General features: G+C 69.3%; 23 protein-coding genes and 1 pseudogene. 19 read left to right on the forward strand and 5 right to left on the reverse strand.

Annotated features, from left to right (window positions below):
- The first annotated feature begins 6 nt into the window (after window positions 1-6).
- The 4 genes from dapA (at window position 7) to A5789_RS05285 (ending at window position 6,429) form a co-directional block, all read left to right on the forward strand.
- Complete coding sequence (dapA, locus tag A5789_RS05270; protein WP_063019211.1) at window positions 7-915, forward strand: 4-hydroxy-tetrahydrodipicolinate synthase; 909 nt, start codon at window positions 7-9, stop codon at window positions 913-915.
- A complete protein-coding gene (locus A5789_RS05275) occupies window positions 912-2,972 on the forward strand; it encodes a ribonuclease J (protein ID WP_064904191.1) in 2,061 nt (686 codons plus the stop codon). Before dapA ends, A5789_RS05275 begins: the two co-directional genes overlap by 4 nt.
- Before the next feature lie 130 nt (window positions 2,973-3,102).
- Window positions 3,103-3,726 (forward strand): TIGR03085 family metal-binding protein, encoded by a 624-nt coding sequence (locus A5789_RS05280; RefSeq protein ID WP_030513197.1) that lies wholly within the window; start codon window positions 3,103-3,105, stop codon window positions 3,724-3,726.
- A gap of 114 nt (window positions 3,727-3,840) precedes the next feature.
- Complete coding sequence (locus tag A5789_RS05285) at window positions 3,841-6,429, forward strand: DNA translocase FtsK (RefSeq protein ID WP_064904192.1); 2,589 nt, start codon at window positions 3,841-3,843, stop codon at window positions 6,427-6,429.
- Between the two features lie 15 nt (window positions 6,430-6,444).
- Here the strand turns inward: A5789_RS05285 and A5789_RS05290 are convergent, their stop codons facing one another.
- The 4 genes from A5789_RS05290 to A5789_RS05305 form a co-directional block, all read right to left on the reverse strand.
- Entirely contained in the window at window positions 6,445-6,870 is a 426-nt protein-coding gene (locus A5789_RS05290; RefSeq protein WP_064904194.1) for a TIGR03668 family PPOX class F420-dependent oxidoreductase, read from the reverse strand.
- Window positions 6,871-6,906: 36 nt separating this feature from the next.
- Entirely contained in the window at window positions 6,907-7,317 is a 411-nt protein-coding gene (locus A5789_RS05295) for a nuclear transport factor 2 family protein (protein WP_064904206.1), read from the reverse strand.
- Window positions 7,318-7,381: 64 nt separating this feature from the next.
- Entirely contained in the window at window positions 7,382-7,684 is a 303-nt protein-coding gene (locus A5789_RS05300) for a YciI family protein (protein ID WP_064904196.1), read from the reverse strand.
- Window positions 7,685-7,701: 17 nt separating this feature from the next.
- Complete coding sequence (locus A5789_RS05305; protein ID WP_064904197.1) at window positions 7,702-8,244, reverse strand: amino-acid N-acetyltransferase; 543 nt, start codon at window positions 8,242-8,244, stop codon at window positions 7,702-7,704.
- A 119-nt stretch (window positions 8,245-8,363) separates the two neighbouring features.
- Here A5789_RS05305 and pgsA point away from each other — a divergent pair, with 119 nt between their 5' ends.
- The 10 genes from pgsA (at window position 8,364) to A5789_RS05355 (ending at window position 15,934) form a co-directional block, all read left to right on the forward strand.
- Window positions 8,364-9,026 carry a CDP-diacylglycerol--glycerol-3-phosphate 3-phosphatidyltransferase gene (pgsA, locus tag A5789_RS05310; protein WP_227463066.1) on the forward strand — a complete coding sequence of 221 codons (663 nt, stop codon included), beginning with the start codon at window positions 8,364-8,366 and terminating at the stop codon, window positions 9,024-9,026.
- Window positions 9,023-9,559, forward strand: coding sequence for a CinA family protein (locus A5789_RS05315; protein ID WP_369817534.1), 537 nt, complete (start codon window positions 9,023-9,025; stop codon window positions 9,557-9,559). Before pgsA ends, A5789_RS05315 begins: the two co-directional genes overlap by 4 nt.
- 147 nt (window positions 9,560-9,706) lie before the next feature.
- Complete coding sequence (locus A5789_RS05320) at window positions 9,707-10,078, forward strand: helix-turn-helix domain-containing protein (protein ID WP_030513205.1); 372 nt, start codon at window positions 9,707-9,709, stop codon at window positions 10,076-10,078.
- A 219-nt stretch (window positions 10,079-10,297) separates the two neighbouring features.
- Entirely contained in the window at window positions 10,298-11,110 is an 813-nt protein-coding gene (pspA, locus tag A5789_RS05325; protein WP_030513206.1) for a phage shock protein PspA, read from the forward strand.
- A gap of 33 nt (window positions 11,111-11,143) precedes the next feature.
- The gene (locus A5789_RS37645; protein ID WP_231956631.1) at window positions 11,144-12,634 is read left to right on the forward strand and encodes a hypothetical protein; all 1,491 of its coding nucleotides are present in this window, start codon (window positions 11,144-11,146) and stop codon (window positions 12,632-12,634) included.
- A 203-nt stretch (window positions 12,635-12,837) separates the two neighbouring features.
- A complete protein-coding gene (locus A5789_RS37200) occupies window positions 12,838-13,011 on the forward strand; it encodes a hypothetical protein (RefSeq protein ID WP_030513209.1) in 174 nt (57 codons plus the stop codon).
- A 158-nt stretch (window positions 13,012-13,169) separates the two neighbouring features.
- Window positions 13,170-13,880 carry a PIG-L deacetylase family protein gene (locus A5789_RS05340; RefSeq protein ID WP_064904199.1) on the forward strand — a complete coding sequence of 237 codons (711 nt, stop codon included), beginning with the start codon at window positions 13,170-13,172 and terminating at the stop codon, window positions 13,878-13,880.
- A 108-nt stretch (window positions 13,881-13,988) separates the two neighbouring features.
- Window positions 13,989-15,152, forward strand: coding sequence for a glycosyltransferase (locus A5789_RS05345; protein ID WP_063017423.1), 1,164 nt, complete (start codon window positions 13,989-13,991; stop codon window positions 15,150-15,152).
- Window positions 15,153-15,198: 46 nt separating this feature from the next.
- Window positions 15,199-15,393 carry a DUF3046 domain-containing protein gene (locus A5789_RS05350; protein WP_030513212.1) on the forward strand — a complete coding sequence of 65 codons (195 nt, stop codon included), beginning with the start codon at window positions 15,199-15,201 and terminating at the stop codon, window positions 15,391-15,393.
- Window positions 15,394-15,460: 67 nt separating this feature from the next.
- Entirely contained in the window at window positions 15,461-15,934 is a 474-nt protein-coding gene (locus A5789_RS05355; RefSeq protein WP_063017425.1) for a nuclear transport factor 2 family protein, read from the forward strand.
- Between the two features lie 30 nt (window positions 15,935-15,964).
- On the opposite strand, the gene A5789_RS05360 is transcribed toward A5789_RS05355, so the two are convergent.
- On the reverse strand, window positions 15,965-17,374 hold the full coding sequence (locus A5789_RS05360; protein WP_064904201.1) for an MFS transporter: 1,410 nt from the start codon (window positions 17,372-17,374) through the stop codon (window positions 15,965-15,967).
- 96 nt (window positions 17,375-17,470) lie between these two features.
- Between A5789_RS05360 and A5789_RS05365 the strand changes: the two genes are divergently transcribed.
- From A5789_RS05365 to A5789_RS05385, 5 genes and pseudogenes are all read left to right on the forward strand, one after another.
- Window positions 17,471-18,505 carry an Lrp/AsnC family transcriptional regulator gene (locus tag A5789_RS05365; RefSeq protein WP_227463068.1) on the forward strand — a complete coding sequence of 345 codons (1,035 nt, stop codon included), beginning with the start codon at window positions 17,471-17,473 and terminating at the stop codon, window positions 18,503-18,505.
- Window positions 18,506-18,722: 217 nt separating this feature from the next.
- A complete protein-coding gene (gene recA / locus A5789_RS05370) occupies window positions 18,723-19,766 on the forward strand; it encodes a recombinase RecA (protein WP_064904203.1) in 1,044 nt (347 codons plus the stop codon).
- Window positions 19,767-20,351: 585 nt separating this feature from the next.
- Window positions 20,352-20,999, forward strand: a pseudogene (recX, locus tag A5789_RS36300) (recombination regulator RecX); the annotation flags it as partial.
- 652 nt (window positions 21,000-21,651) lie between these two features.
- Window positions 21,652-22,062 (forward strand): hypothetical protein, encoded by a 411-nt coding sequence (locus A5789_RS05380; RefSeq protein ID WP_064901956.1) that lies wholly within the window; start codon window positions 21,652-21,654, stop codon window positions 22,060-22,062.
- Window positions 22,059-22,259 carry a DUF6186 family protein gene (locus A5789_RS05385; protein WP_064901955.1) on the forward strand — a complete coding sequence of 67 codons (201 nt, stop codon included), beginning with the start codon at window positions 22,059-22,061 and terminating at the stop codon, window positions 22,257-22,259. The genes A5789_RS05380 and A5789_RS05385 overlap by 4 nt, the downstream gene beginning before the upstream one ends.
- The last annotated feature ends 21 nt before the right edge of the window (window positions 22,260-22,280 follow it).

Raw genomic sequence — 22,280 nt, forward strand, 5'->3', positions numbered from 1 at the left:
CTGACCATGACGAACGGTGAATCGACGCGAAGAGAGCTGCGCGCGTCCGGCACGGTCGGTGTCGCGATGGTGACCCCCTTTACCGCCGAGGGCAAGCTCGATGTCGATTCCGGCGTCGCCTTGGCCGCACGCCTGGTCGACCGCGGTGTCGACCTGCTCGCCATCTCCGGCACCACCGGGGAATCGCCGACCACCACCGAATCGGAGAAGTTCGACCTGCTGCACGCCGTCGTCGACGCCGTGGGCGACCGCGCCACCGTCATCGCGGGCGCCGGCACCTACGACACCGCGCACAGTATCGAGCTCGCTCGCAACGCCGAGCGTGCGGGTGCGCACGGTTTGCTGGTGGTGACGCCGTACTACTCGCGTCCGTCACAGGAAGGCCTGCTGGCGCATTTCACCGCCGTCGCCGATGCCACCGATCTGCCGGTGACGCTCTACGACATTCCGCCGCGCTCGATCGTGCCGATCGCCCCGGATACGCTGCGTCGCCTGGCCGAACATCCGAATATCGTCGCGGTGAAGGACGCCAAGGGCGACCTGGGCGCGGGGGCGGAACTGATCGCCGACACCGGACTGGCCTACTACTCCGGTGACGATGTGCTCAACCTGCCGTGGTTGTCGGTCGGCGCGGTCGGATTCATCAGCGTGATCGGGCATTTGGTGCCGGAGCGGCTGGTGCAGCTGCGCGACGCGTACGCGGCCGGTGAGGTGACGCTGGCCCGTGACATCAACGCCAGTCTGTTGCCCGTCAACCGCGCGATGGCCCGCGTCGGCGGCGTGGCCCTGATCAAATCCTCGCTGCGACTGCTCGGAATGGAAGTCGGCGAGCCGAGGCTGCCGCAGCTGATGCCCGTGGGTGTGAACTTGGAATCGATCGTCGCCGAACTGCGGCTGGCGGGAGTGCTTGCATGAGTGAACCGGTGAACCGTCGTCCGCGCCGGACCGCGAGCCGAGCGGCGGGAGCGCCGGCTCCGGCGCCGCCGCCCGCGCCGCGCAAGGAACCCGAAGCGCCTGCGGTGCAAGAGGTTTCAGCGTCCGCGACGCAACAGGCGCCGCCCCCGGAGCCCGCGCGCGCCGCCGAACCGGCCGTCGAGCGCCGGACCGCCCCTGAGCGACGCGAATCCGCTCCCGCGGCCCAGCGCGAAACCGCTCCCGCGCCACAGCGCGGCGAATCGGCTCCCGCGCAGCGCGGCGAGCAGACCGGCGACCGGGGCCGTTCCCGGCGTTCCGGCCGGGGCCGCCAGTCGGGCCGCGGTCGTACGGAACAGGCTGCGCCGCAACCGGTTTCGTCGGCATTGCCGATCGGGCTGCCGCCCAAGCTGCCGAAGCAGGGCCTGCGCGTCTACGCCCTCGGCGGCATCGGTGAAATCGGCCGCAATATGACCGTGTTCGAATACGACGGCGCGATGCTGATCGTCGACTGCGGTGTGTTGTTCCCCGAGGATCAGCAGCCCGGCGTCGACCTGATCCTGCCCGACTTCCGGCCGATCGAGGACCGGATCGACGAGGTGGCCGCCGTGGTGCTGACTCACGGGCACGAGGACCACATCGGCGCGGTGCCGTTCCTGTTGCGGCTGCGTCCCGACATTCCGGTCGTCGGTTCGAAATTCACGCTCGCGCTGGTGGCCGCGAAATGCCGCGAACATCGCCTGCAGCCCAAGCTGATCGAGGTCACCGAGGGCCAGCGGACTACCCATGGCCCGTTCGACTGCGAGTACTTCGCGGTCAACCACTCCATTCCCGACGCCATCGCGGTCGCGGTGCGCACGCCGGCCGGACTGGCCCTGCACACCGGTGACATCAAACTCGATCAGTTGCCGCTCGACGGCCGTCTCACCGACCTGGCCGGGTTCTCCCGCCTCGGCGACGAGGGCGTGGACCTGTTCCTGGTCGATTCGACCAATGCCGAGGTCCCCGGCTTCGTCACTCCGGAACGGGAGATCGGCCCGGTCCTCGACAGTGTGATCGGCAAGGCCAAGGGCCGCGTCATCGTGGCCTCCTTCGCCAGCCACGTCCATCGCATCCAGCAGGTCGTCGACGTGGCGCAGCGCTACAACCGCCGGGTGTGCTTCGTCGGTCGTTCGATGGTCCGCAATATGCAGATCGCGCAGGATCTCGGGTATCTGAACATTCCCGAGGGCATCGTGGTCGATCTGGATCAGGCCGCGAATCTGCCCGTGCACAAACTGGTGCTGATCTCCACCGGCTCGCAGGGCGAACCGCTCTCGGCGCTGTCGCGGATGGCGCGCGGCGACCATCGTCAGATCAACATCCGAGCCGACGATCTGGTGGTGCTGGCCTCCTCGCTGATCCCGGGCAACGAGAACGCGGTGTTCGCGGTGGTCAACGGCCTGGCCCGGCTGGGCGCCACCGTGGTGACCCAGCAGAGCGCGAAGGTGCACGTCTCCGGGCACGCCTCGGCCGGTGAGCTGCTCTACCTGTACAACGCGGTCCGCCCCACGAATGCCATGCCGGTGCACGGCGAGTGGCGGCATCTGCGCGCCAATGCCGCGCTCGCGGTGGCGACCGGCGTGCCCGAGGAACGGGTCATGCTCGCCGAGGACGGTGTGGTGGTCGACCTGGTCGACGGCATCGCCTCGATCGTCGGCCGCTATCCGGTCGGGCAGGTGTACGTCGACGGTTTGTCGGTCGGCGACGTGGGTGAATCGACGCTGTCGGACCGTCTGGTGCTCGGTGAGGGCGGTTTCATCGCGATCACCGTGGTCGTCGACGAGACCACGGGTAAGGCGGTCAGCACGCCCGAGGTCAGCGGCCGCGGCTTCTCCGACGATCCGGGTGCGCTGCTGGGTGCGCAGGAGCTGGTGGAGGCCGAACTGCTGCGCCTGGCCGGGGAGGGTGTCACCGATACGCACCGCATCGCACAGGGTGTGCGGCGCGTGGTGGGCCGCTGGGTCGCCGACACCTACCGCCGCCGCCCGATGATCGTGCCGACCGTCATGGGCGTCTGATCCTTCGATGTGGCCCCGCCCGCAGCGATGAGCCCGGGCGGGGCCGCTGCGCAGTGCCGATGAAGCGCAGGGACACCTGCGGGGTGACGCTGCCTACCTCCACCGGGCTCGGACCCATTACGCTCGGCCCATGAGTATGGCTCAACGGGAACGCCGGGCCCTGGTGTCGACCATGACGGCGGTCGGTCCCGACGCCCCGACCCTGTGCGGTACCTGGACGGTGCACGATCTGGCCGCGCATCTGGTGGTACGGGAACGCCATCCCGCGGCCGCGCCGGGGATTCTGCTGAAACCCCTTGCGGGATACCTCGATTCGGTGCAGGCGAAGGTGTCCGAGAAGCCGTTCACCGAACTGCTGGAGCAGATCCGCACCGGGCCGCCGTGGTGGTCGCCGCTGAAGCCGGTCGACGCCGTGGTCAACCTGACCGAGATGTTCGTCCACCACGAGGACGTGCGCCGCGCCGACCCGGAGTGGAAGCCCCGCACCTTGTCGGCCGAGGACGAGCGCAAGTTGTGGTCGGCGACGCGGCGGATGGCGCGGATGGCGTATCGCAAATCCCCGGTCACCGTCGTGCTGGCGACGCCGGAGGGTGATCGCGTGACGGCGCACAACGTCGGCGGCGATGCGGTGGTACTCACCGGGCAGCCCTCCGAACTGCTGCTTCACGCATTCGGGCGCAACGAGGTCCGCATCGATGCCGCCGGCGGGGTGGACGATGTGGCCGCGGTCTTCGCCTCCGATCGCAGCGTCTGAGGCCTTCGCGCGCGTCGTTTCCGGCCGCTGACGGCGTTGTGAGGTCGGCAATGATGTGGTTGGGATGGGTGTTGCGGATGGTCCCGATGGGGCTGTTGCGGCTAGCCTGAGGTCATGGCAGGTAAGTCCCGCGGCACCACGACGTCGAGTTCGCGGGCGGGATCCACCCGGGGGCGGGCTCCGGCGCGGACTCGCTCCGGAGGCGGACGCGCCCGATCGGCGCCGCGTGGCCGCACCACCGCGGCCCGCCGGCCGGTGCGCCGGTCACCGCAGACTGCGCCGCTGGCGGTGCTCGGACGCGGTATCGGCAACGGCTGGTCGGTGCTGGCGCGCGGATTCGGCGCCACCACCCGCACCATCAGCCGCGCGGGGGAGATCGAACACGGTCACCGCCGCGACGGAATCGCGTTGGCGCTGGTCGCTTTCAGCGTCGTCATCGCGGCGGCGGTCTGGATGTCGGCGGGCGGCCCGGTGGGGCACTGGGTCGACACCGCGGTGCGCGCGATCGCCGGATCCGCCGCGGCCGTGCTGCCGTTCGTGGCCTCCGGTATCGCGGTGGTGCTCATGCGCACCGAACCGCGGCCCGAGATCCGGCCCCGGCTGGTGCTCGGCGGATTGCTGGTGGGACTGCCGGCGCTCGGAATCTGGCATATCTTCGCGGGCGCGCCGGCCGATGCGCACGGGCGCGCCCATGCGGCGGGTTTCGTCGGCTATGTGCTGGGCGGGCCGCTGCGCAACGGGCTCACCGCGTGGCTGGCGGTGCCGCTGCTGTTGCTGGCCATGCTCTTCGGACTGCTGCTGGTGACCGGGACGACCGTGCGCGAGGTCCCGCACCGGCTGCGTGAACTGTTCGGCCTGCCCGATCCCGAATACGGCGGCGACGACGGGCAATACGGGCTCTACGACCCGGAAAACTATGACGCCGACGGCTTTCCGATGCACAAGAGCCGTTCCTCGCGGCGTGGCCGCACCCCGGCGGAGAATTATCCGACCGACGAATTCGGTGGCGCCGACGCCGTCACCGAGGTTCTCGGCGAACCGCCGTTGCGCGATGCGAAGGATATCGCCGAGCCGGACGAAACACCGCCCCCCGCAAGCAAACCCAAGACGCGCAAGCCGCCGAAGGTCGTCGACCAGACACCCGAGCCGCAGCCTCCGCAGCAACTGGAATTCGTCACCGACCGCGAGGTCGACGGGGATTATCAGCTGCCGCCGCTGACCCTGCTGACCGACGGTGATCCGCCGAAGAAGCGCAGCGCCGCCAACGAATCGATGATCGAAGCGATCACCGAGGTGCTGGTGCAGTTCAAGATCGACGCGGCGGTCACCGGTTTCGTGCGCGGTCCGACGGTCACCCGCTACGAGGTCGAACTCGGCCCCGGTGTGAAGGTCGAGAAGATCACCGCCCTGGCTCGCAATATCGCGTATGCGGTGGCCACCGAGAATGTGCGTTTGCTCGCACCGATTCCGGGCAAGTCGGCGGTCGGTATCGAGGTGCCCAATGCCGACCGCGAACTGGTCCGGCTGGCCGATGTGCTCAAGGCGCCGTCCACGCGAAACGACCACCACCCCTTGGTGATCGGTCTCGGCAAGAACATCGAGGGCGAATTCGTCTCCGCGAATCTGGCGAAGATGCCGCATCTGCTGGTCGCCGGTTCCACCGGTTCGGGTAAGTCGAGTTTCGTCAACTCGATGCTGGTCTCGCTGCTGGGCCGCGCCACTCCGGACGAGGTCCGGATGATCCTCATCGACCCGAAGATGGTGGAACTCACACCGTATGAAGGCATTCCGCATCTGATCACGCCCATCATCACCCAGCCCAAGAAGGCCGCCGCCGCGCTGGCCTGGCTGGTGGAGGAGATGGAACAGCGGTATCAGGACATGCAGGCCAGCAAGGTCCGCCACATCGACGATTTCAACAAGAAGGTGAAATCGGGCCAGATCACCACGCCGCTGGGCAGCGAGCGCGTGTACCGGCCCTACCCCTACATTTTGGCGATCGTCGACGAGCTGGCCGATCTGATGATGACCGCGCCGCGCGACGTCGAGGACGCCATCGTGCGCATCACCCAGAAGGCGCGCGCGGCCGGCATCCATCTGGTGCTGGCGACCCAGCGGCCCTCGGTGGACGTGGTGACCGGTCTGATCAAGACCAACGTCCCCTCCCGGCTGGCGTTCGCGACGTCCTCGCTCACCGACTCCCGCGTCATCCTGGACCAGCCGGGTGCGGAGAAATTGATCGGTATGGGCGACGGCCTGTTCCTGCCGATGGGCGCGTCCAAGCCGACCCGATTGCAGGGCGCGTTCATCTCCGACGAGGAGATTCAGGCCGTCGTCGACTTCGCCAAGAATCAGGCCGAACCCGAGTACCAGGAAGGCGTCACCACCGCCAAGGCCGGGGAGAAGAAGGACGTCGACCCGGATATCGGCGATGATCTGGATGTCTTCCTGCAGGCCGTCGAATTGGTCGTCACCTCGCAGTTCGGTTCCACCTCGATGCTGCAGCGCAAATTGCGCGTCGGATTCGCCAAGGCGGGCCGCCTGATGGATCTGATGGAGACCCGCGGCGTGGTCGGCCCGAGCGAGGGCTCCAAGGCGCGCGACGTGCTCGTCAAACCCGATGAGCTGGACGGACTGCTGTATTCGATCCGCGGCGGGGGAGAGGCGGAGCCGGCGGCCGAACCCGATGCGATCGATGCCTAGCTCCCGGCGTAGGCCTCACCCGGTGTAGGCCCAGCCGGTGACGGTCCGGATCTCGACCCGGATAACCGGTCCGCGCGGGGCGTTGCCGCGATACTGCGGGTATTTCGCGGTGAGCCAGGCGATCGCCTCCGCGCGTTCGGTGTCGCCGGTGGCGACGGCGGCGGTGCCGTCGAGCCGGACCCACCACAGCCGCGACCAGTCCTCGTCGTATTCGTCGGCCAGTACCGAGACCCGGTTCTCGGCGGCGATATTGCGCAGCCGCCGCAAATCCGTCGTCGATTTGGGCTTCTGATCGACCGCGGTGACCAGGATGCGGCCCGTCGGGGAGAGCGCGAAGGTCACGGGCACCAGATGGGGCCGGCCGGTCGGATCGGTCGTACCCAGCCGGGCCACGCGGGCCGCGCGAGCTCGCGTCAGTGCCGTATCGGGATCCAATCGCACCGGTTCACGGTAGATCGCCGGACGGCGCGGTGTGGCCTACAGCGGCGCGTTCTCTCGCTGGATCTGCTCGGCCGCCTCCGCCTGGATGCGCTCGAACTGCGCACCCATCGCCGCGGCCAGGGCATTGGCCGCCGAAAGCGGGCGGACCATCACCATCAGATCGTCGATGCGGCCCGCCTCGTCGGTATGGATGAAATCCGCACCGGTGACATGCTTACCGTCGACCGTCGCCTCGAAGATCAACGTCGAGTCGTGCCCCTCGGTGATTTCGCGGACGTAACGGAAGTCCTCGAAGACCCGCATGACGCCGCGCAGAATCGCGGCGGTGATGGCCCGGCCGGGATAAGGCTTGAACGCCACCGGGCTGGTGAACACGACGTTCTCGGCGAGCAACGCCTCGATCGCCGCGCTGTCACGTGCCTCCACGGCCTGTCGGAATGCCTGCATCGCCACCTCGCATATGCAACTGGTTGACTATGCCGAGCATCGTAGCGGGCTTCGCCGCGCCTGCCTAGGCGTTCGGCGCCGCCTGTGCCGAGAAGGCGCCCATCACCGGGGTCCATTCCAGGAATCGCTTCGCGTCGATCAGCCCCTCCCGGGCGAACGGATCGGCCGCGAGCAGCTCCTCCAACGCCGCGGCATCGTCGGCGCGGAACAGCAGCAGCGCGCCGGAGCCGTCGGCATACGGCCCGGTCGACAGGACCACATCCCGGTCGACCAGATTCGACAGCCATTCCCGATGGCGGGGCCGATGCTCGTCTCGCCCGGCGGCGGTGACATCGGAATAGGTGTAGTGGACGGCGAAGATCGGCACGCGAGCTCCCGAAAGATTCAGAGGGTCAACAGCATTCGAGTATTGCCGAGGGTATTCGGCTTGACGTAGCTGAGGTCGAGGAATTCGGCCACACCGGTGTCGTAGGAGCGGCACATCTCCGCGAACACTTCCGCCGTGACGGGCGTGCCGTCGATCTCGGCGAACCCGTGCCGGGAAAAGAACTCCACCTCGAAAGTCAGCACGAACAGTCGCTGCAGCTGGAGTTCGCGGGCGGTCGCGATCAGCTGATCCACGATCAGGCGCCCGACGCCCTGTCCTTTGGCGTCGGGGTGGACGGCGACCGTACGCACCTCGCCCAGATCGGCCCACAGCACGTGTAATGCGCCACATCCCACCAGGCGCCCGTCGGCCTCGGCCACCCAGAATTCCTGGACCGACTCGTAGAGTGTGACGAGATTCTTCTCCAGCAGAATGCGGCCCGCGTAGACGTCGACGAGGCTTTTGATCTCGGGCACATCCGAGGTGCGGGCGCGTCGGACGACCACGGTGCCGGGGCCGGTGGCGCCGATCGAATCAGTGTGGTGTGCCCGCGTCGTCATGGGGTGCACAGTAGTCGGGTCGTTAACCGATAGTCTGGTGGAGTGCCGCACATCTCGTCCGCCCGCCTGCCTCGATCCGCCGGGGGCCGCGGCTGCGTGCATTCCGGCCGGGGGTGCCGGTGAGCGTGCAGAGCGACGACATGGACCGGACCTGGGCCGAGGCCGGCAGAGCGCGGGCGAATCTCGTTCCGCCGCAACCGAAGCGGACGGTCGAGCCGTCCGCGGTGCCACTGATGAACATCGCCAACATTCTCACGGTCCTGCGCATCGTGATCGTGCCGATCTTCCTGCTGGCGCTGTTCGCCGCCGGCGGCCACGACACCGGGTGGCGGATCGCCGCGGCCGCGCTGTTCGGCGTCGCGGCCATCACCGACCGCATCGACGGACAGCTCGCGCGCAAGTACGGACTGGTCACCGACTTCGGCAAATTGGCGGATCCGATCGCCGACAAGGCGTTGATCGGTGCGGCCCTGATCGGGTTGTCGGCGCTGGGCGATCTGCCGTGGTGGATCACTGTCGTGATCTGTGCCCGCGAGATCGGCGTGACGTTGCTGCGACTGGCGGTGGTGCGCCGCGGCGTGATTCCGGCCGGCCGCGGCGGTAAGGCCAAGACCCTGGTGCAGTCGGTGGCGATCGCCGTTCTGCTGCTGCCGCTGGCGGGCGCGTGGGCGAGCGCCGGAATGGCGCTGATGTATGTCGCCGTGGTGCTGACCGTGGTGACCGGACTGGATTACGTGGTGCAGGCGGCCCGATTGTGGGCGCGGCCGGTCGAGCGGCGGTGACGACGGTGGGCACCGAGGTGGCCGCCGCCGACCCGCTGGCCGCTGTCCCCGAGGCCGGCGAACTGGTGGCGACGCTGACCCGCATCGGTCAGACCGTGGCCACCGCCGAATCCCTGACCGCCGGTTTGCTCGCGGCCACCATCGCGGGGGTGCCGGGAGCCAGTGTGGTGTTGCGCGGCGGAGTGATCGTCTACGCCACCGATCTCAAACATCGCCTGGCCGGCGTGAGCGAGGACACCTTGGCCACGGACGGGCCGGTCGCGGCCGGAACCGCCGAACAGCTCGCCGTCGGCGCGCGCACGGTGTGCGGGGCCGACTGGGGGATCGGATTGACCGGCGTCGCCGGGCCGGACCCGCAGAACGGCTGCCCGGTCGGCACCGTCTTCCTGGGGCTGAGCGGGCCCGAAGGGACCGAGGTGGTGCGGTTGCAGCTGGCCGGGGACCGGTGGACGATCAGGATGAGCGCCGTTCGTACGGCCGTCGCGGAGCTGCTGCGCCGCGTCGGTGGCGGCGACCGCACCGGCACCGGCTGACGACGGCTTTCCGGTGGCTGCCGATCGGTTCCCGCGGACGGGAACCAACGGGGTGGCATGCGACGTTGGCACTGTAGACGGAGGGGTGCGTCACGCTCGACGGCGGTCGCGCTCGGCCCGGTGAGGCGAGAACGTGAGGAGAACGAGATGACGCTGCTTCGAGAGGCCATCGGCGAGAGTCTGCGGCGCGCTCGGATCGCCCAGAGCCGGACCCTGCGCGAGGTGTCGACGTCGGCACGCGTGAGCCTGGGCTATCTGTCCGAAGTCGAACGCGGCCGGAAAGAGGCCTCGAGCGAGCTGCTGGCCGCGATCTGCCAGGCGCTGGACGTGCCGCTGTCGCAGGTGCTGGTCGACGTGAGCGCCACCATGGCCGACGCCGACGCCCCGGCCCCCGCGACGGAGACCGCCGACACCGCGCCCGCCGCGAGTGCGTCGGCCCGTGCGGGAATCGCCGAGGACACCCGGATCGTGATTCCGGCCCCGAAGGCCGAGAAACTGGTCTTGGTGCAAGCGAAGTGACTCGCCGCGAACCGGCGATCACAACTGCCGGCGCCGGATCGGCGCCGGCAAGGCTGTACGACGGAGCGGAAACCGATAGATTCTCTGTAAGCGTCGGTTACGGGTGGTTCGGCAGCCCGGATCCGATGCCGTGGAGGATAGGGACACAGGGGTGCGTGACGGTCGCGCACCGCCGCCGTGCTGGGGCGCGGCGTAGTCAGATGGAGGCGGGATCAATCGATGGCTAATCCGTTCGTGAAGGCCTGGAAGTACCTGATGGCCCTCTTCGATTCGAAGATCGAGGAGCATGCGGATCCGAAGGTGCAGATTCAGCAGGCTATCGAGGAAGCCCAGCGTCAACACCAGGCCCTGTCGCAGCAGGCCGCGTCGGTGATCGGTAACCAGCGCCAGCTGGAGATGAAGCTCAACCGTCAGCTCGACGAGGTCGAGAAGCTCAACGCCAACGCGCGCCAGGCCGTCCAGCTGGCCGATCAGGCCAATGCCGCCGGCGATGCCGACAAGGCGATCCAGTACACCAACGCCGCCGAGGCGTTCGCGGCCCAGCTGGTCACCGCCGAACAGTCCGTCGAGGACCTGAAGGTGCTGCACGACCAGTCGCTGCAGGCCGCCGCCCAGGCCAAGAAGGCGGTCGAGCAGAACGCCATGCTGCTGCAGCAGAAGGTCGCCGAGCGCACCAAGCTGCTCAGCCAGCTCGAGCAGGCCAAGATGCAGGAGCAGGTCTCCGCATCGCTGCAGCAGATGGATTCGACGCTGTCCGCTCCCGGCAGCACCCCCAGCCTGGACGCGGTGCGCGAGAAGATCGAGCGTCGCTACGCCAACGCGCTGGGCGCCGCCGAGCTCGCGCAGAACACCGTGCAGGGCCGCATGATGGAGGTGCAGCAGGCCAGCGTGCAGATGGCCGGCCACAACCGCCTCGAGCAGATCCGCGCCTCCATGCGTGGCGACGCGCTGCCCTCGGGTGACTCCGCCGGTCAGTCCATCGCCAACCCGGCTCAGCCGCAGGTGAACAAGGGCCAGGCCGCGCAGCAGTAAGGCGCGTAGCGGGTCGATCGGAAGGCTGGGCAGATGGGACGAACGCGGGCAGGTAACGAGCCCGCGCCGACCCGTGCGCGGCCCTGGTCCCGATCCGCTCGCGGCGCCGCGGCCGCGCCGCCCGCCTCCGCCGCACCGTCGGCCGATGCGGCGCGGACGCCACTGACGACCTCCCCACCCGTCACCGACGCCGCCGCGTGGCAGTCGATCGCCGAATCCATTGAGCGGCATCGCGTTTCCGGTGCGGCCACGCCTTCACCGGCTTTCGAGGAGAACGCGGTGACCGGCGTCGACGATCCCTCGCCGCCGGGCGTGACCACATCCGCCGCGTATGCCGAGCCCGAAGGTGCCGGTGCGCACCGTCGATCGTCCGAGGCGGTGGACGACACGGCCGCGGACCGGAACTCCCGGGCCGAGGGCCGAGACGTGAACACCCGTCGCCGCGCGGCGCGCGAGATTCTGCGCGGTCGTCGTGTAGCGCCGTCCGGTCGTCGGTCTCGTCGGCGTGGCAAGGCTCCCGATATCGAATCCGATGGCGGCCGGACGATAGTCGATCCCGCATCGGACACGGACAACCCGAGCGCTCACGGCGTCGACCACGAGATCCGTGAGCCGGACAGCGGGCCCGCTTGGTCGCCCACCGGATCACGCGGAGCCGGTGGGAATGCGCGCGAGCGCCGTCGTTCGCCTGGCCGAGGTGCGTTTCGCGATCCCATCGCCCACACCGTGGCCGCGGAGGAGCCGCTCGCACGCGCCGCGCGGGTTCCGGGCACGCTACGCGACGCCGGGGAATTCGCCTTGCATGCGGTCCGGAAGTGGGCCGACCCGCGGGAGCGGGAACTTCGCCGCCGGCGGCGGGTGCGGCGACGCAGCCTCCGCTGGAGCGCGGCCTCGGGCGTGACCGCGCTGGGAACGGCCGGACTGGTCGCGATCTCGGCGCCCGTGTGGGCGGTTGTGGTGGTCGGTGGCGGTGCGGCCGCGCTGGTGACCGGCGCGGCGGTGAGCACCCGCCGATACCTGGAGTTGCGTCGAAACCCCTTGCCGCCCGCGGCGTTCGTACCCCGGCGGCTGCCCGCAGCGCAGTCCGCGGCGCGGGCGCCCATCGCCCGGCTGGTCCGGGCGGAACGCGCCTTTCACGCCCTCGGCCGTCAGATCGAGGCGAGCGGGCGAATCCCGGCCGACGATTTCGCCGACACCGTGGCGACCGCGGCATCCGGCGCGGCCGCCCTGCACGCTCTCGCCGGGGATATCGCGGCGATGGAAAAGGCGCTCGCGGTGGTTGCGACCTCGCATGCCGGGGCGGGATTGCGGCAGCAATCGGGCGCGATGGTCGGCCGGCTGGAATCCGGCGTGACCGAATACGAGCAGCTTGTCGCCGCGGCCGGTCAGATCCTGGCGGCCGGGGCGAGCGAAGCGCCGGCCCCGGCGGACGAATTCGGCTGGACCATGTTCACCCTGCGCGAGGCGGCCGACCGACTGGACGGCTGGGCTCAGGCCCTCACCGACCTGGCCGACCGGCACTGAGCGCGGGCACTTGGGCGGCGTCGGGTCCCTGGGGCCGGTGGCGCCGCGTTCAGGGCCGATCCTCGCGGCTGATCCGGCTAGGGGTTCACCCTGATATTTCCCGGATATCGGTTGTGACCTGGTGATTTTCCGGCGTCGAGTTGACAGTATGGAGGAGTCGGATCGCGTTGACGGCGGTTCGGAAACCTTCGGGAGGAATGGACATGTTCTGGAAGATTCTGGGCGTCGTCGCGCTCGTGTGGCTGGCGCTGATCGTGATCGGCGCGCTGGTCAAGGCGTTGTTCCCGATCCTGATGATCAGCGTCGTGGTCTTCGGCCTGTACCTGCTGTACAAGGCCGTCTCCGGCTCGAACAAGTCGACGGTCACCAAACTGTAGTGAGCCAACCCAGGGCCGTTCGGTACGAATACCGAACGGCCCCTTGCTGTTTCGCGACGGCGAAGCCGAGGAACCGGTCGTGTTAGCGTTTCGGAGCGGTGCACGTTCATGGTTCTCGGCCGCCTCGATTGTGGACCGACGGAGCGAAGCGGAGGCAGATGTTAGAGCTACCCGAGGATTGGGAGCGCGGTCTGGTGATCGTCGCCCATCCCGACGATATCGAGTACGGTGCCGCGGCCGCGGTGGCGCGCTGGACGAAGCAGGGTAAGCACATCCGGTATCTGCTGGCGACCAGCGGCGAGGCCGGGATCGCGGGCCTGCCGCCGGCCGAGTGTGGTCCGGTGCGGGAGCAGGAGGAGATCGCGTCGGCGCGCGCGGTCGGGGTCGAGGATGTGGAGTTTCTCGGCTATCCGGACGGGCGGATCGAGGGTGGGCTCGGTTTGCGCCGCGATCTGGCCGCGGCGATCCGGCGGCATCGACCGGAGATGGTGGTGTTGTTCAATTTCGGCGACACCTGGGCGCCGGGTTATGCGAACAGCGCCGATCATCGCGCGGTGGGGCGCAGTGCGCTGGACGCGATCTCGGACGCGGGCAACGAATGGATCTTCCCGGAGCTGGCCGAATTGCCGATCTGGACGCCGCGCTGGGCGGCGGTGGTGGGTCCGGTGGCGACGCATGCGGTGGATGTCACCGATACCGTTCGGGCGGCGGTGGATTCGCTGATGCAGCACAGTCGCTACCTGAGCGCGCTGAGCGACGAGCCGGTGGCGGATCAGGCCCGCGCCATCGTGGATCGGGCCACGGGACCGCAAGCGGGTTTCGATGCCGAGCGGGCGGTCGGATTCGAGCTGTACCACTTCGCCGACTGATCGCCGGCACTGTGAGCGGCCACGATCGTCCCGGGCGCCGTTCATGACCGTCGGGTAGCTGTGCCCGCCCGGCATCGGGCAGGGAGGGGGTATGGCAGGGTGGGGCGCATGCGAGTGGCTGTCGTCGCGGGTCCGGATCCGGGTCATGCGTTTCCGGCGATCGCGCTGTGCCTGCGGTTTCTTCAGGCGGGCGATGATCCGGTGTTGTTCACCAGTCCGCGCTGGTTCGATGCGGCGCGGGACGCGGGCATCGCGGTGCGGCGGTTGAAGGGTTTGGCGCCGCGCCCGCAGGACGACGACGCCGACGCCGGCGCGCGGATCCACGAACGCGCGGCGCATATCTCCTCGGAGATCCTCCCCGATCTCAGTGCGATGCTGCCGGAGCTGGTGGTTTCGGATGTGCTCACCGCCGGCGGTGGGATGGCCGCCGAGCGGCTGGGGGTGCCGTGGGTCGAGTTGTCGCCGCATCCGCTGTATCTGCCGTCGAAAGCGTTGCCTCCCATCGGCAGTGGGCTCGCGCCGGGGGAGGGCCTGCGTGGGCGGATGCGCGATACGGTGCTGCGCGGGCTGACCGCGCGCGCCATTACCCGCGGTGAGCGCCAGCGTGGAGCGGCCCGGGCGAGTGTGGGCCTGCCGGAGGTGGATCCGGGTCCGGACGCGCGGTTGATCGCCACGCTGCCCGCTCTGGAGGTCGAACGGCCGGATTGGCCCGCGGACGCGCACGTGGTGGGGCCGCTGTTGTGGGAGCCGACCTCGGAGCTGCTGGCGCCGCCGCCCGGCGACCGGCCGCTGGTGGTGGTCGCGCCCTCGACCGCCCGGACCGGGTTCGATGATCTGGCGACCGGTGCGTTGGAGGCGCTCGCGGACAGTGCTGTGCGCGTGGCGATTTCGATGCTCGATACGCCCCCTGCGGATCTTCCGCCGTGGGCGACGGCGGGTCTGGGACGGCAGGACGAGCTGTTGCGCCACGCCGCCGTGGTGGTCGGCGGCGGGGGACACGGATTGCTGGCCAAAACTCTGCTCGCCGGCGTGCCGATCGTGACGGTGCCCGGTGGCGGGGATCAGTGGGAACTGGCCAATCGTGCCGTCCGCCAGGGGAGTTCGCTGCTGGTGCGGCCGTTCACCCCGGAATCGCTGCGCGCGGCGGTGCACACCGTTCTCGGCGACGAGTCCTATCGCAAGGCCGCCGCCGCGGCCGCGGCCACCGTCTCCGATGTCGCCGATCCGATCGACATCTGTCACCGCACGCTGGATCGGGCTCGCGCGAGCTGACCGCACGCCCGCCGGCGGTTCGTGCGCGACCGGTACCCTCGGCACGGTGCGGTTGACTGAATTTCAGGAACTCTTGCATACCGAATTCGGCGTCGCCCGCGGCGACCTGCTGCTGGCCGATCATGTCCTGCCCTCGATGAACGGCCGTACCGGCGCCCAGGCGATCGAGGACGGTATCGACCCGCGCGAGGTCTGGCGGGCCTTGTGTGCGGAATTCGACGTACCGAAGAACCGCTGGTGAGCGCCGGCCGTCGGCTGCGTCACAGCGACCTTGACCTCGAGCTTGCTCGAGGTTGCAGGGTGGTCGCATGGATACCGAGATCACCGAGAACCGGATTCGGGAACTACTGGACCGGTCCGAGATAACCGACTTGCTGGACCGCTATCTGCGTTCGCTCGACGAGGGTGTGTTCGACGACCGGTGGGCGCGCACCTACTACACCGAGGACGCGACCGCGGAGATGCCGATCGGCACCGTCCACGGCCGCGACGCCGTACTCGCGCACATCCGGCGCGGGATGGCGCTGTTCGACCGGACCGTTCACCTGGGAACCAACGCGGTGATCGAGATCGACGGCGACCGCGCCACGGCGCGCGGCGCTCAGTTGAGCACCCATGTCCTCGCCGATGGTTCCGAGGCGGTGTTCATCTCTGCGGGCCATGCCGACACCGAATTGGTCCGCACAGCCGACGGCTGGCGGATCCGGGCCTCCTCGCTGCGCATCACCTGGACTCAGGGAACCCCGCCGCGATTGCCGGCGGGGCTCGGATCCGAAGGGTGACCGCATTTTCTCCGGGCAATCGGCGCCGATTCAGCCGACCTGGATCTCGGCGGCAGCCGGTTCCGCCGGCTCGGTGGTCCCGGCACGGGTGCGGAACAGGGCGAAGGCGATGATGCCGAGAACGATGCCCACACCCGCCGCCACCGCGACCGCGGCGTCCAGCCCGGACACGAACTGCGACACCGTGATCCGGCCCTCGCCCGCCGAGCTGCGGAATACCGTGCCGAGTACCGCGACACCGAGGGCCAGGCCCAGCTGCCGGGCGGTGTTCACCGCTCCGGCGGCGGTGCCGCTCTGCTGCGGAGGCACCGCGGCCATCGCGACCGCCACCAGCGGCGGCGCGAGCACACCGATGCCGATGCCGATCACCACGTAGCCGAAAAGGAGTGCGCTCCAGGTGGATCCGGCGTCGATCACGCCGAGCAGGCCCGCCCCGATACCGGTGATCACCAATCCGCCACCGATGGTCCAGCGGGGAGCCACGTCGTGCAGCCACCGCCCGAACGCGCCCGAGACCACGAACGCCGTCGCCGCCATCGGCAGCATGGACAGGCCGGCGCGCAGCGGGCTGAGCTGCAGCGGCTGCTGCAACCACAGCGAGATCAGGGGACTGCTCGCGAAGGCGGCGAAATTGAAGCCCGCCGCCGCGACCAGGGTGGCCGTGAATTCCCGGTTGCGCAGCAGTGCGAGCGGGAACATCGGTGTGGCGCTGCGTGATTCGACGAGAGCGAAGCCGGCGAGCGCGATCGCGCCGAGGATCAGCGTGCCGACTGCCGCGCCGTCGCCCCACCCGTCTTCCCCGCCCCGGATGATGCCGTAGGTCAGCGCGGTCGCCGCGACGGCGAAGGCGGCCATCCCGGCGACGTCCACGCTACGGCCGGGCCGGCGCGGCGACGGGCCGAAGGCGTACAGCGACAGCACGATGGTGACCGCCGCGATCGGCAGGTTCACCAGGAAGATCCACCGCCACGACAGCAGGTCGGTCAGTACCCCGCCGAGCACCACCCCGATGCCGGCGGCCGCCCCGGCGACCGCACCCCACGCGCCGAACGCGGTGCCGCGATCGCGGCCGATGTAGGTGGCGTGCAGCAGCGACAGAGTGGTCGCGAACATGGCCGCACCGCCCACTCCCTGCACGGCCCGCGCGGCCACCAGCAGGGCCGAGGACTGAGCCAGTCCGCAGGCCAGAGAGGCGGCCGCGAATATCGCCAGACCCGCGAGATAGGTGGGTTTGGCGCCGAATCGGTCGGCGAACGAGCCCAGCACCAGCAGCAGTGCCGCCAGGCCCAGCGCGTAGCCGTCGACGACCCATTGCAATCCCGACAGTCCGGTGCCGAGATCGGCGGCGATGTCCGGGAGCGCGACGTTGACGATCGTGACGTCGATGAGCAGCATGAGCGTGCCGAGGCACGCCGCGAACAAGGGGAGCCATTTCCGCACGGCGACCTCCGGGTAGTGCGAACGATATCGACGCCAAGCGTGCGAGATGTTTGAATATCCATCCAGCTATCCGGCCGTCGATGCGAGATTCCGCCTGTGAACCCCGAAGACGAAATCGAATCCTCCGTTCTCGATACGCTCGACAAGCAGATCGTGCACGGCCTGGTCACCGATGCCCGCATCCCGTTCGCCACCCTCGGCGCGATCCTCGGTGTCTCCGAGCAAACCGTGGCCCGCCGCTATCGATCGATGCGCCAACGCGGCATCCTGCACGTCTCCGGCCAGGTCAACGCCATGCCGCTGGGGAATACGCGCTGGATGCTGCGGGTGCGGTCCACCCCGGACAAGGCGCTGCGGCTGGCCGAATCGCTGGCGCGGCTGCCGGATGTGAGCTGGGTGGCGCTGCTGTCGACCGGTTCGGAGGTCACCTGTGTGAGCCGCCCGCGCTCGATCGAACAGCGAGATGCGTTGCTGCTCAACGTTCTTCCGCGGGCCAGCCAGGTCACCGGGTTGATGGCCTACGAGATCATCCACCGGTTTCCGCTGGCGGAGGAGTGGCCGCGCTACAGCCGCTTGCTGACCGCCGAACAGCTGCGGCGGCTGGGACCGCGGCCCGCGATGAACGATCAGCGCGGACCCGACGCGCCGATGGACCTGTCCGCGGCCGACGAGGCGATGCTCGCGCTGCTGGCCCGCGACGGACGCGCCTCCTATGCCCGGCTGGCGGCCGAAACCGGCTGGAGTCCGACCCGGGTCGCGCGGCGGATGTCCGAGCTGGCGGCGGCGGGCGTGCTGTATTTCGATCTCGATTTCGCCGTCGAGCGCATGGGATACGCGGTGCGGGCCTCGCTGTGGGTGCGGACGCGCCCGGCCGAGCTCGACGCCGTCGGCCGGGCGATCGCCACCCATCCGGAGACGGCGTTCGTCGCGGCCACCACCGGGCCCACCAATCTGGTCGCCTCCATCGTCTGCCGCGACAGTTCGCACCTGTACCGCTACCTCACCGAGCGGCTGGGGGCTCTGGACGGGATCGTCGACGTCGAGGTCACCCCGACGCTGCGGATGCTGAAACAGGCGCAGGCGTTGATGCAGACCGACCGGATCGCGGTGGTGCCGACGGCAACTCGATGACGAGGCCACGGCCGGATCGAGGCCGCATGACCGGCCGGACAGCGCGGCGATTGCCGGGAACGGGGTGCGGCTGTGCGGCTGCCGTGCGTGTCGGCGGGCGCGTCGCTTGCCTCGAACACGTGTTCGTCTAAGCTTGCCGTCAGAACTTGTCGGTGCCGCCCTCTACCGTGGGCGCTAACCACACAACGAGACTTACCCGTCAGAAGGGGAACAGACGATGGCACCACAGGCCTACGACCGCGACAAGGCGCTCGAGCTCGCTCTGGCGCAGGTCGAGAAGAGCTTCGGTAAGGGCGCGATCATGCGCCTGGGCGAGGAGGCGCATCAGCCCATCTCGGTCATTCCGACGGGTTCGATCGCGCTGGATGTGGCGCTGGGCATCGGCGGTCTGCCGCGTGGCCGCGTCGTGGAGATCTACGGTCCGGAATCCTCCGGTAAGACCACGGTCGCTCTGCACGCCATCGCCAACGCGCAGGCCAACGGCGGACTCGCGGCCTTCATCGACGCCGAGCACGCGCTGGATCCGGAATACGCCCGCAAACTCGGTGTCGACACCGACGCCCTGCTGGTGTCGCAGCCCGACACCGGTGAGCAGGCGCTGGAGATCGCCGACATGCTGGTGCGCTCCGGCGCGCTGGACATCATCGTCATCGACTCCGTCGCGGCGCTGGTACCGCGTGCGGAAATCGAGGGCGAGATGGGTGACAGCCACGTCGGTCTGCAGGCCCGCCTGATGAGCCAGGCGCTGCGCAAGATGACCAGTGCGCTCAACAACTCCGGCACCACCGCCATCTTCATCAACCAGCTGCGCGAGAAGATCGGCGTGATGTTCGGCTCGCCCGAAACCACCACGGGTGGTAAGGCATTGAAGTTCTACGCCTCCGTGCGTCTGGATGTGCGCCGCATCGAGACGCTGAAGGACGGCAGCGATGCGGTGGGTAACCGCACCCGCGTCAAGGTCGTCAAGAACAAGGTGTCGCCGCCGTTCAAGCAGGCCGAATTCGACATCCTCTACGGTGCCGGCATCTCCAAGGAGGGCTCGATCATCGATATGGGTGTCGATCAGGGCTTCATCCGCAAGTCCGGCTCCTGGTACACCTACGAGGGCGATCAGCTCGGCCAGGGCAAGGAGAACGCCCGCAAGTTCCTGCTGGAGAACACGGACGTACGCGACGAGATCGAGAAGAAGATCAAGGAGAAGCTCGGCATCGGTGCCGACGTCACCGCAGACACGGGTGCCGAGGCGCCCGTCGACTTCTAACCGATGCCGCACCGGGAAGCGCCGGGGTCCACACCCCTCCCGGACCCTGGCGCCTCTCGGCTCGACGCCGTCGAACGCCTGCGGCGGCAACTGGAAGACATCGACTCCCGCTCCCGACGCAGTGGCGACCCGGACGACGAGTCGTGGCCGAAACCCGTTCGCCGACAGGGCGGTTCGCCCCGTCGCCGGCGATCGAAGCAGGACGCGAGGGATTCGCCCACCGGTGTATGGCGTTCCGACGACGGCCCGGTGGCCCAGCATGATTCGGTCGATGCCACGGGCACATCCGGCCCCGTCGACCGGCCGGTATTCGAGCCTGAGCTTCCGCCCCGCATCGAGCCGGAGATTCGGTCCGGTTCCGAGCCCGACGCTGGGCGTCGTGGTGGGCTCGAGGGGCGGGACGGTTCCGAGCCTGAGGGGCGGATGCGGTCGAGTGTCGAAGCCGCGATCTCCGGTCGTTTCGGTGATGGCTCTGCGACACAAGCCTCCCAGGCGCGCAATCGAATGCGCGCACTGCAGGCCGAGGTCGACGCGCTGCAGCGCGGGTGGGGCGAGCGCGTCGACGGCGATCGTCAGTCCGACCGCATCCACCGGGCGGAGGGGCAGCCGAAGGGTAGCGACAACGGCTCGTTCGTTCCGGACGACCGGGGCTCGAGAAAACGGTCACGCGGGGGCGGCGGCGACGGGGGAGGGCGCCGGGGTGCGGGGCGTCGATCCGGCACCGACGGCGGGAAGCGTTCCGACGCCGCGCAATCCGCTGCACCGAAGGCGGGGACCGAGGCGCAGGCCAAGGACATCTGCCTGCGCCTGCTCACCGATCGGGCGCGCAGCCGCGCCGAACTGGCGGACAAACTGGCGGCCAAGGGGTTCGCGTCCGAGGTCGCCGAGCGGGTATTGAACCGCCTCGCCGAGGTCGGGCTGATCGACGATGCGGCCTTCGCCGAACAGTGGGTGCATTCCCGTCACACCTTCTCCGGCAAGGGGAAAAAGGTTCTCGCGCAAGAACTTCGACGGAAAGGGGTGTCCGACGCCGACGCCGGGCCCGCGCTGGCCGCCATCACCCCGGCCGACGAGAGCGCCTGCGCCGCCGAACTGGTCCGCCGCAAGCTCACCACCCTGCCGCCGGACCTCCCCACCGACAAGAGGACCAACCGGCTGGTGAGCATGCTCGCCCGCCGCGGCTACAACCAGTCCATGGCCTACGCCGTGGTCAAGGACGAGCTCGCCGCGGCCGCCACGTCGAGCAGTGGCCCCGACGGTTTCGACCACACAGATCCCGTCGCGGACGACGAACCCGCCGACGGTGCCGGGCCTTCTGTAGCGGAACATCATTCGCCGAGCGGCCGGGGCGGCGGAGGGGCCGGGCTCGGCGGGATCGGGGCGGTGTCGCGGAAGTCCGGGCCCGACGACGCCGAGCACGCCGCGGAGTTGGTGCGGAAAAAGCTCGCGACGCTGTCGCGCGATGTACCGCGGGACAAGGCAACCGCGCGGCTGGTGGGCATGCTCGCCCGCCGCGGCTACCCACAGTCCATGGCGTATGCCGTGGTGAAGGATGAAATGGCCGCGGCCGCGCAATCCTTTGCCGCACAGCCGAACCGGACCGAGAACTCCGTCGGCGATACCGAGGAGAGCGCCGGCACGGATGCGGTAGCGGCGGATTCCGGCCACGACGACGCGGAGCGAGCAGCGGAACTGGTGCGCCGCAAAATGCGCATCCTGCCGCGAAACCTCTCTGAGGACAAGGTGGTCAATCGCCTCGTCGGCATGCTCGCCCGCCAGGGATACCGGCAGTCGATCGCCTACGCCGCCGTGCGCGCCGAACTCGCGCAGGGTTACCCGCCCGCGTGACTCGACCGGTGTCCGGTGCAGGCCCTATGCTGCGCTGATGACCACCGACGTGCGGGGCGGCGGCAGCCGGCGCCGACACGTCGGGGCGGTCGCCGTCTGGGTCGGGCTGGCGGTGGCGGGGTCGTTCACCCGTCCGTTCGGTGTCGCCGCGACGGTGCTGGTCGCCGGTGTCGCAGTCGTGGTCGCCGTCGGTGCCCTTCGGGTCGGGACACGGCGAATGTCGCTCACGCCGGCGGTTCGGCGCGCGGTGGTGGTGTGGTCGATCCTGTTCGCAGCCGTACTGGCGTGGGAACTGTATGCCTGGCTGTCCCAGCCCGCACTGCTCGTCCCCGACGCCGCCCATCCGACCCTGTCGACCCTGCTCAGCCCCGCGCTGGAGGCTGGGCCGGGCCGCTTCCTCGGATGGCTGATCTGGTTGGGGGCCGGATGGTGGCTGGTGCGGAAATGACCGATCGCGCCCTCGTGATCACGGGATTCGCAGTCCTGGCCGTCATCGTGATCAGCACGGCGGTGGTGGCATATTGGCGCCGTATATCGTTCGCCGGCCTCGGCGACACCGTGCGCTGTCTGACCCGCACCCGAACCGCCCGCATCGTCGCGGTAATCCTGTGGGCGTGGCTCGGCTGGCATTTCCTGGCCAGATAGTCGCAGGGAAGGCACAGCGGC

Source organism: Nocardia sp. 852002-51101_SCH5132738 (assembly GCF_001665695.1).
Lineage (GTDB): Bacteria > Actinomycetota > Actinomycetes > Mycobacteriales > Mycobacteriaceae > Nocardia > Nocardia nova.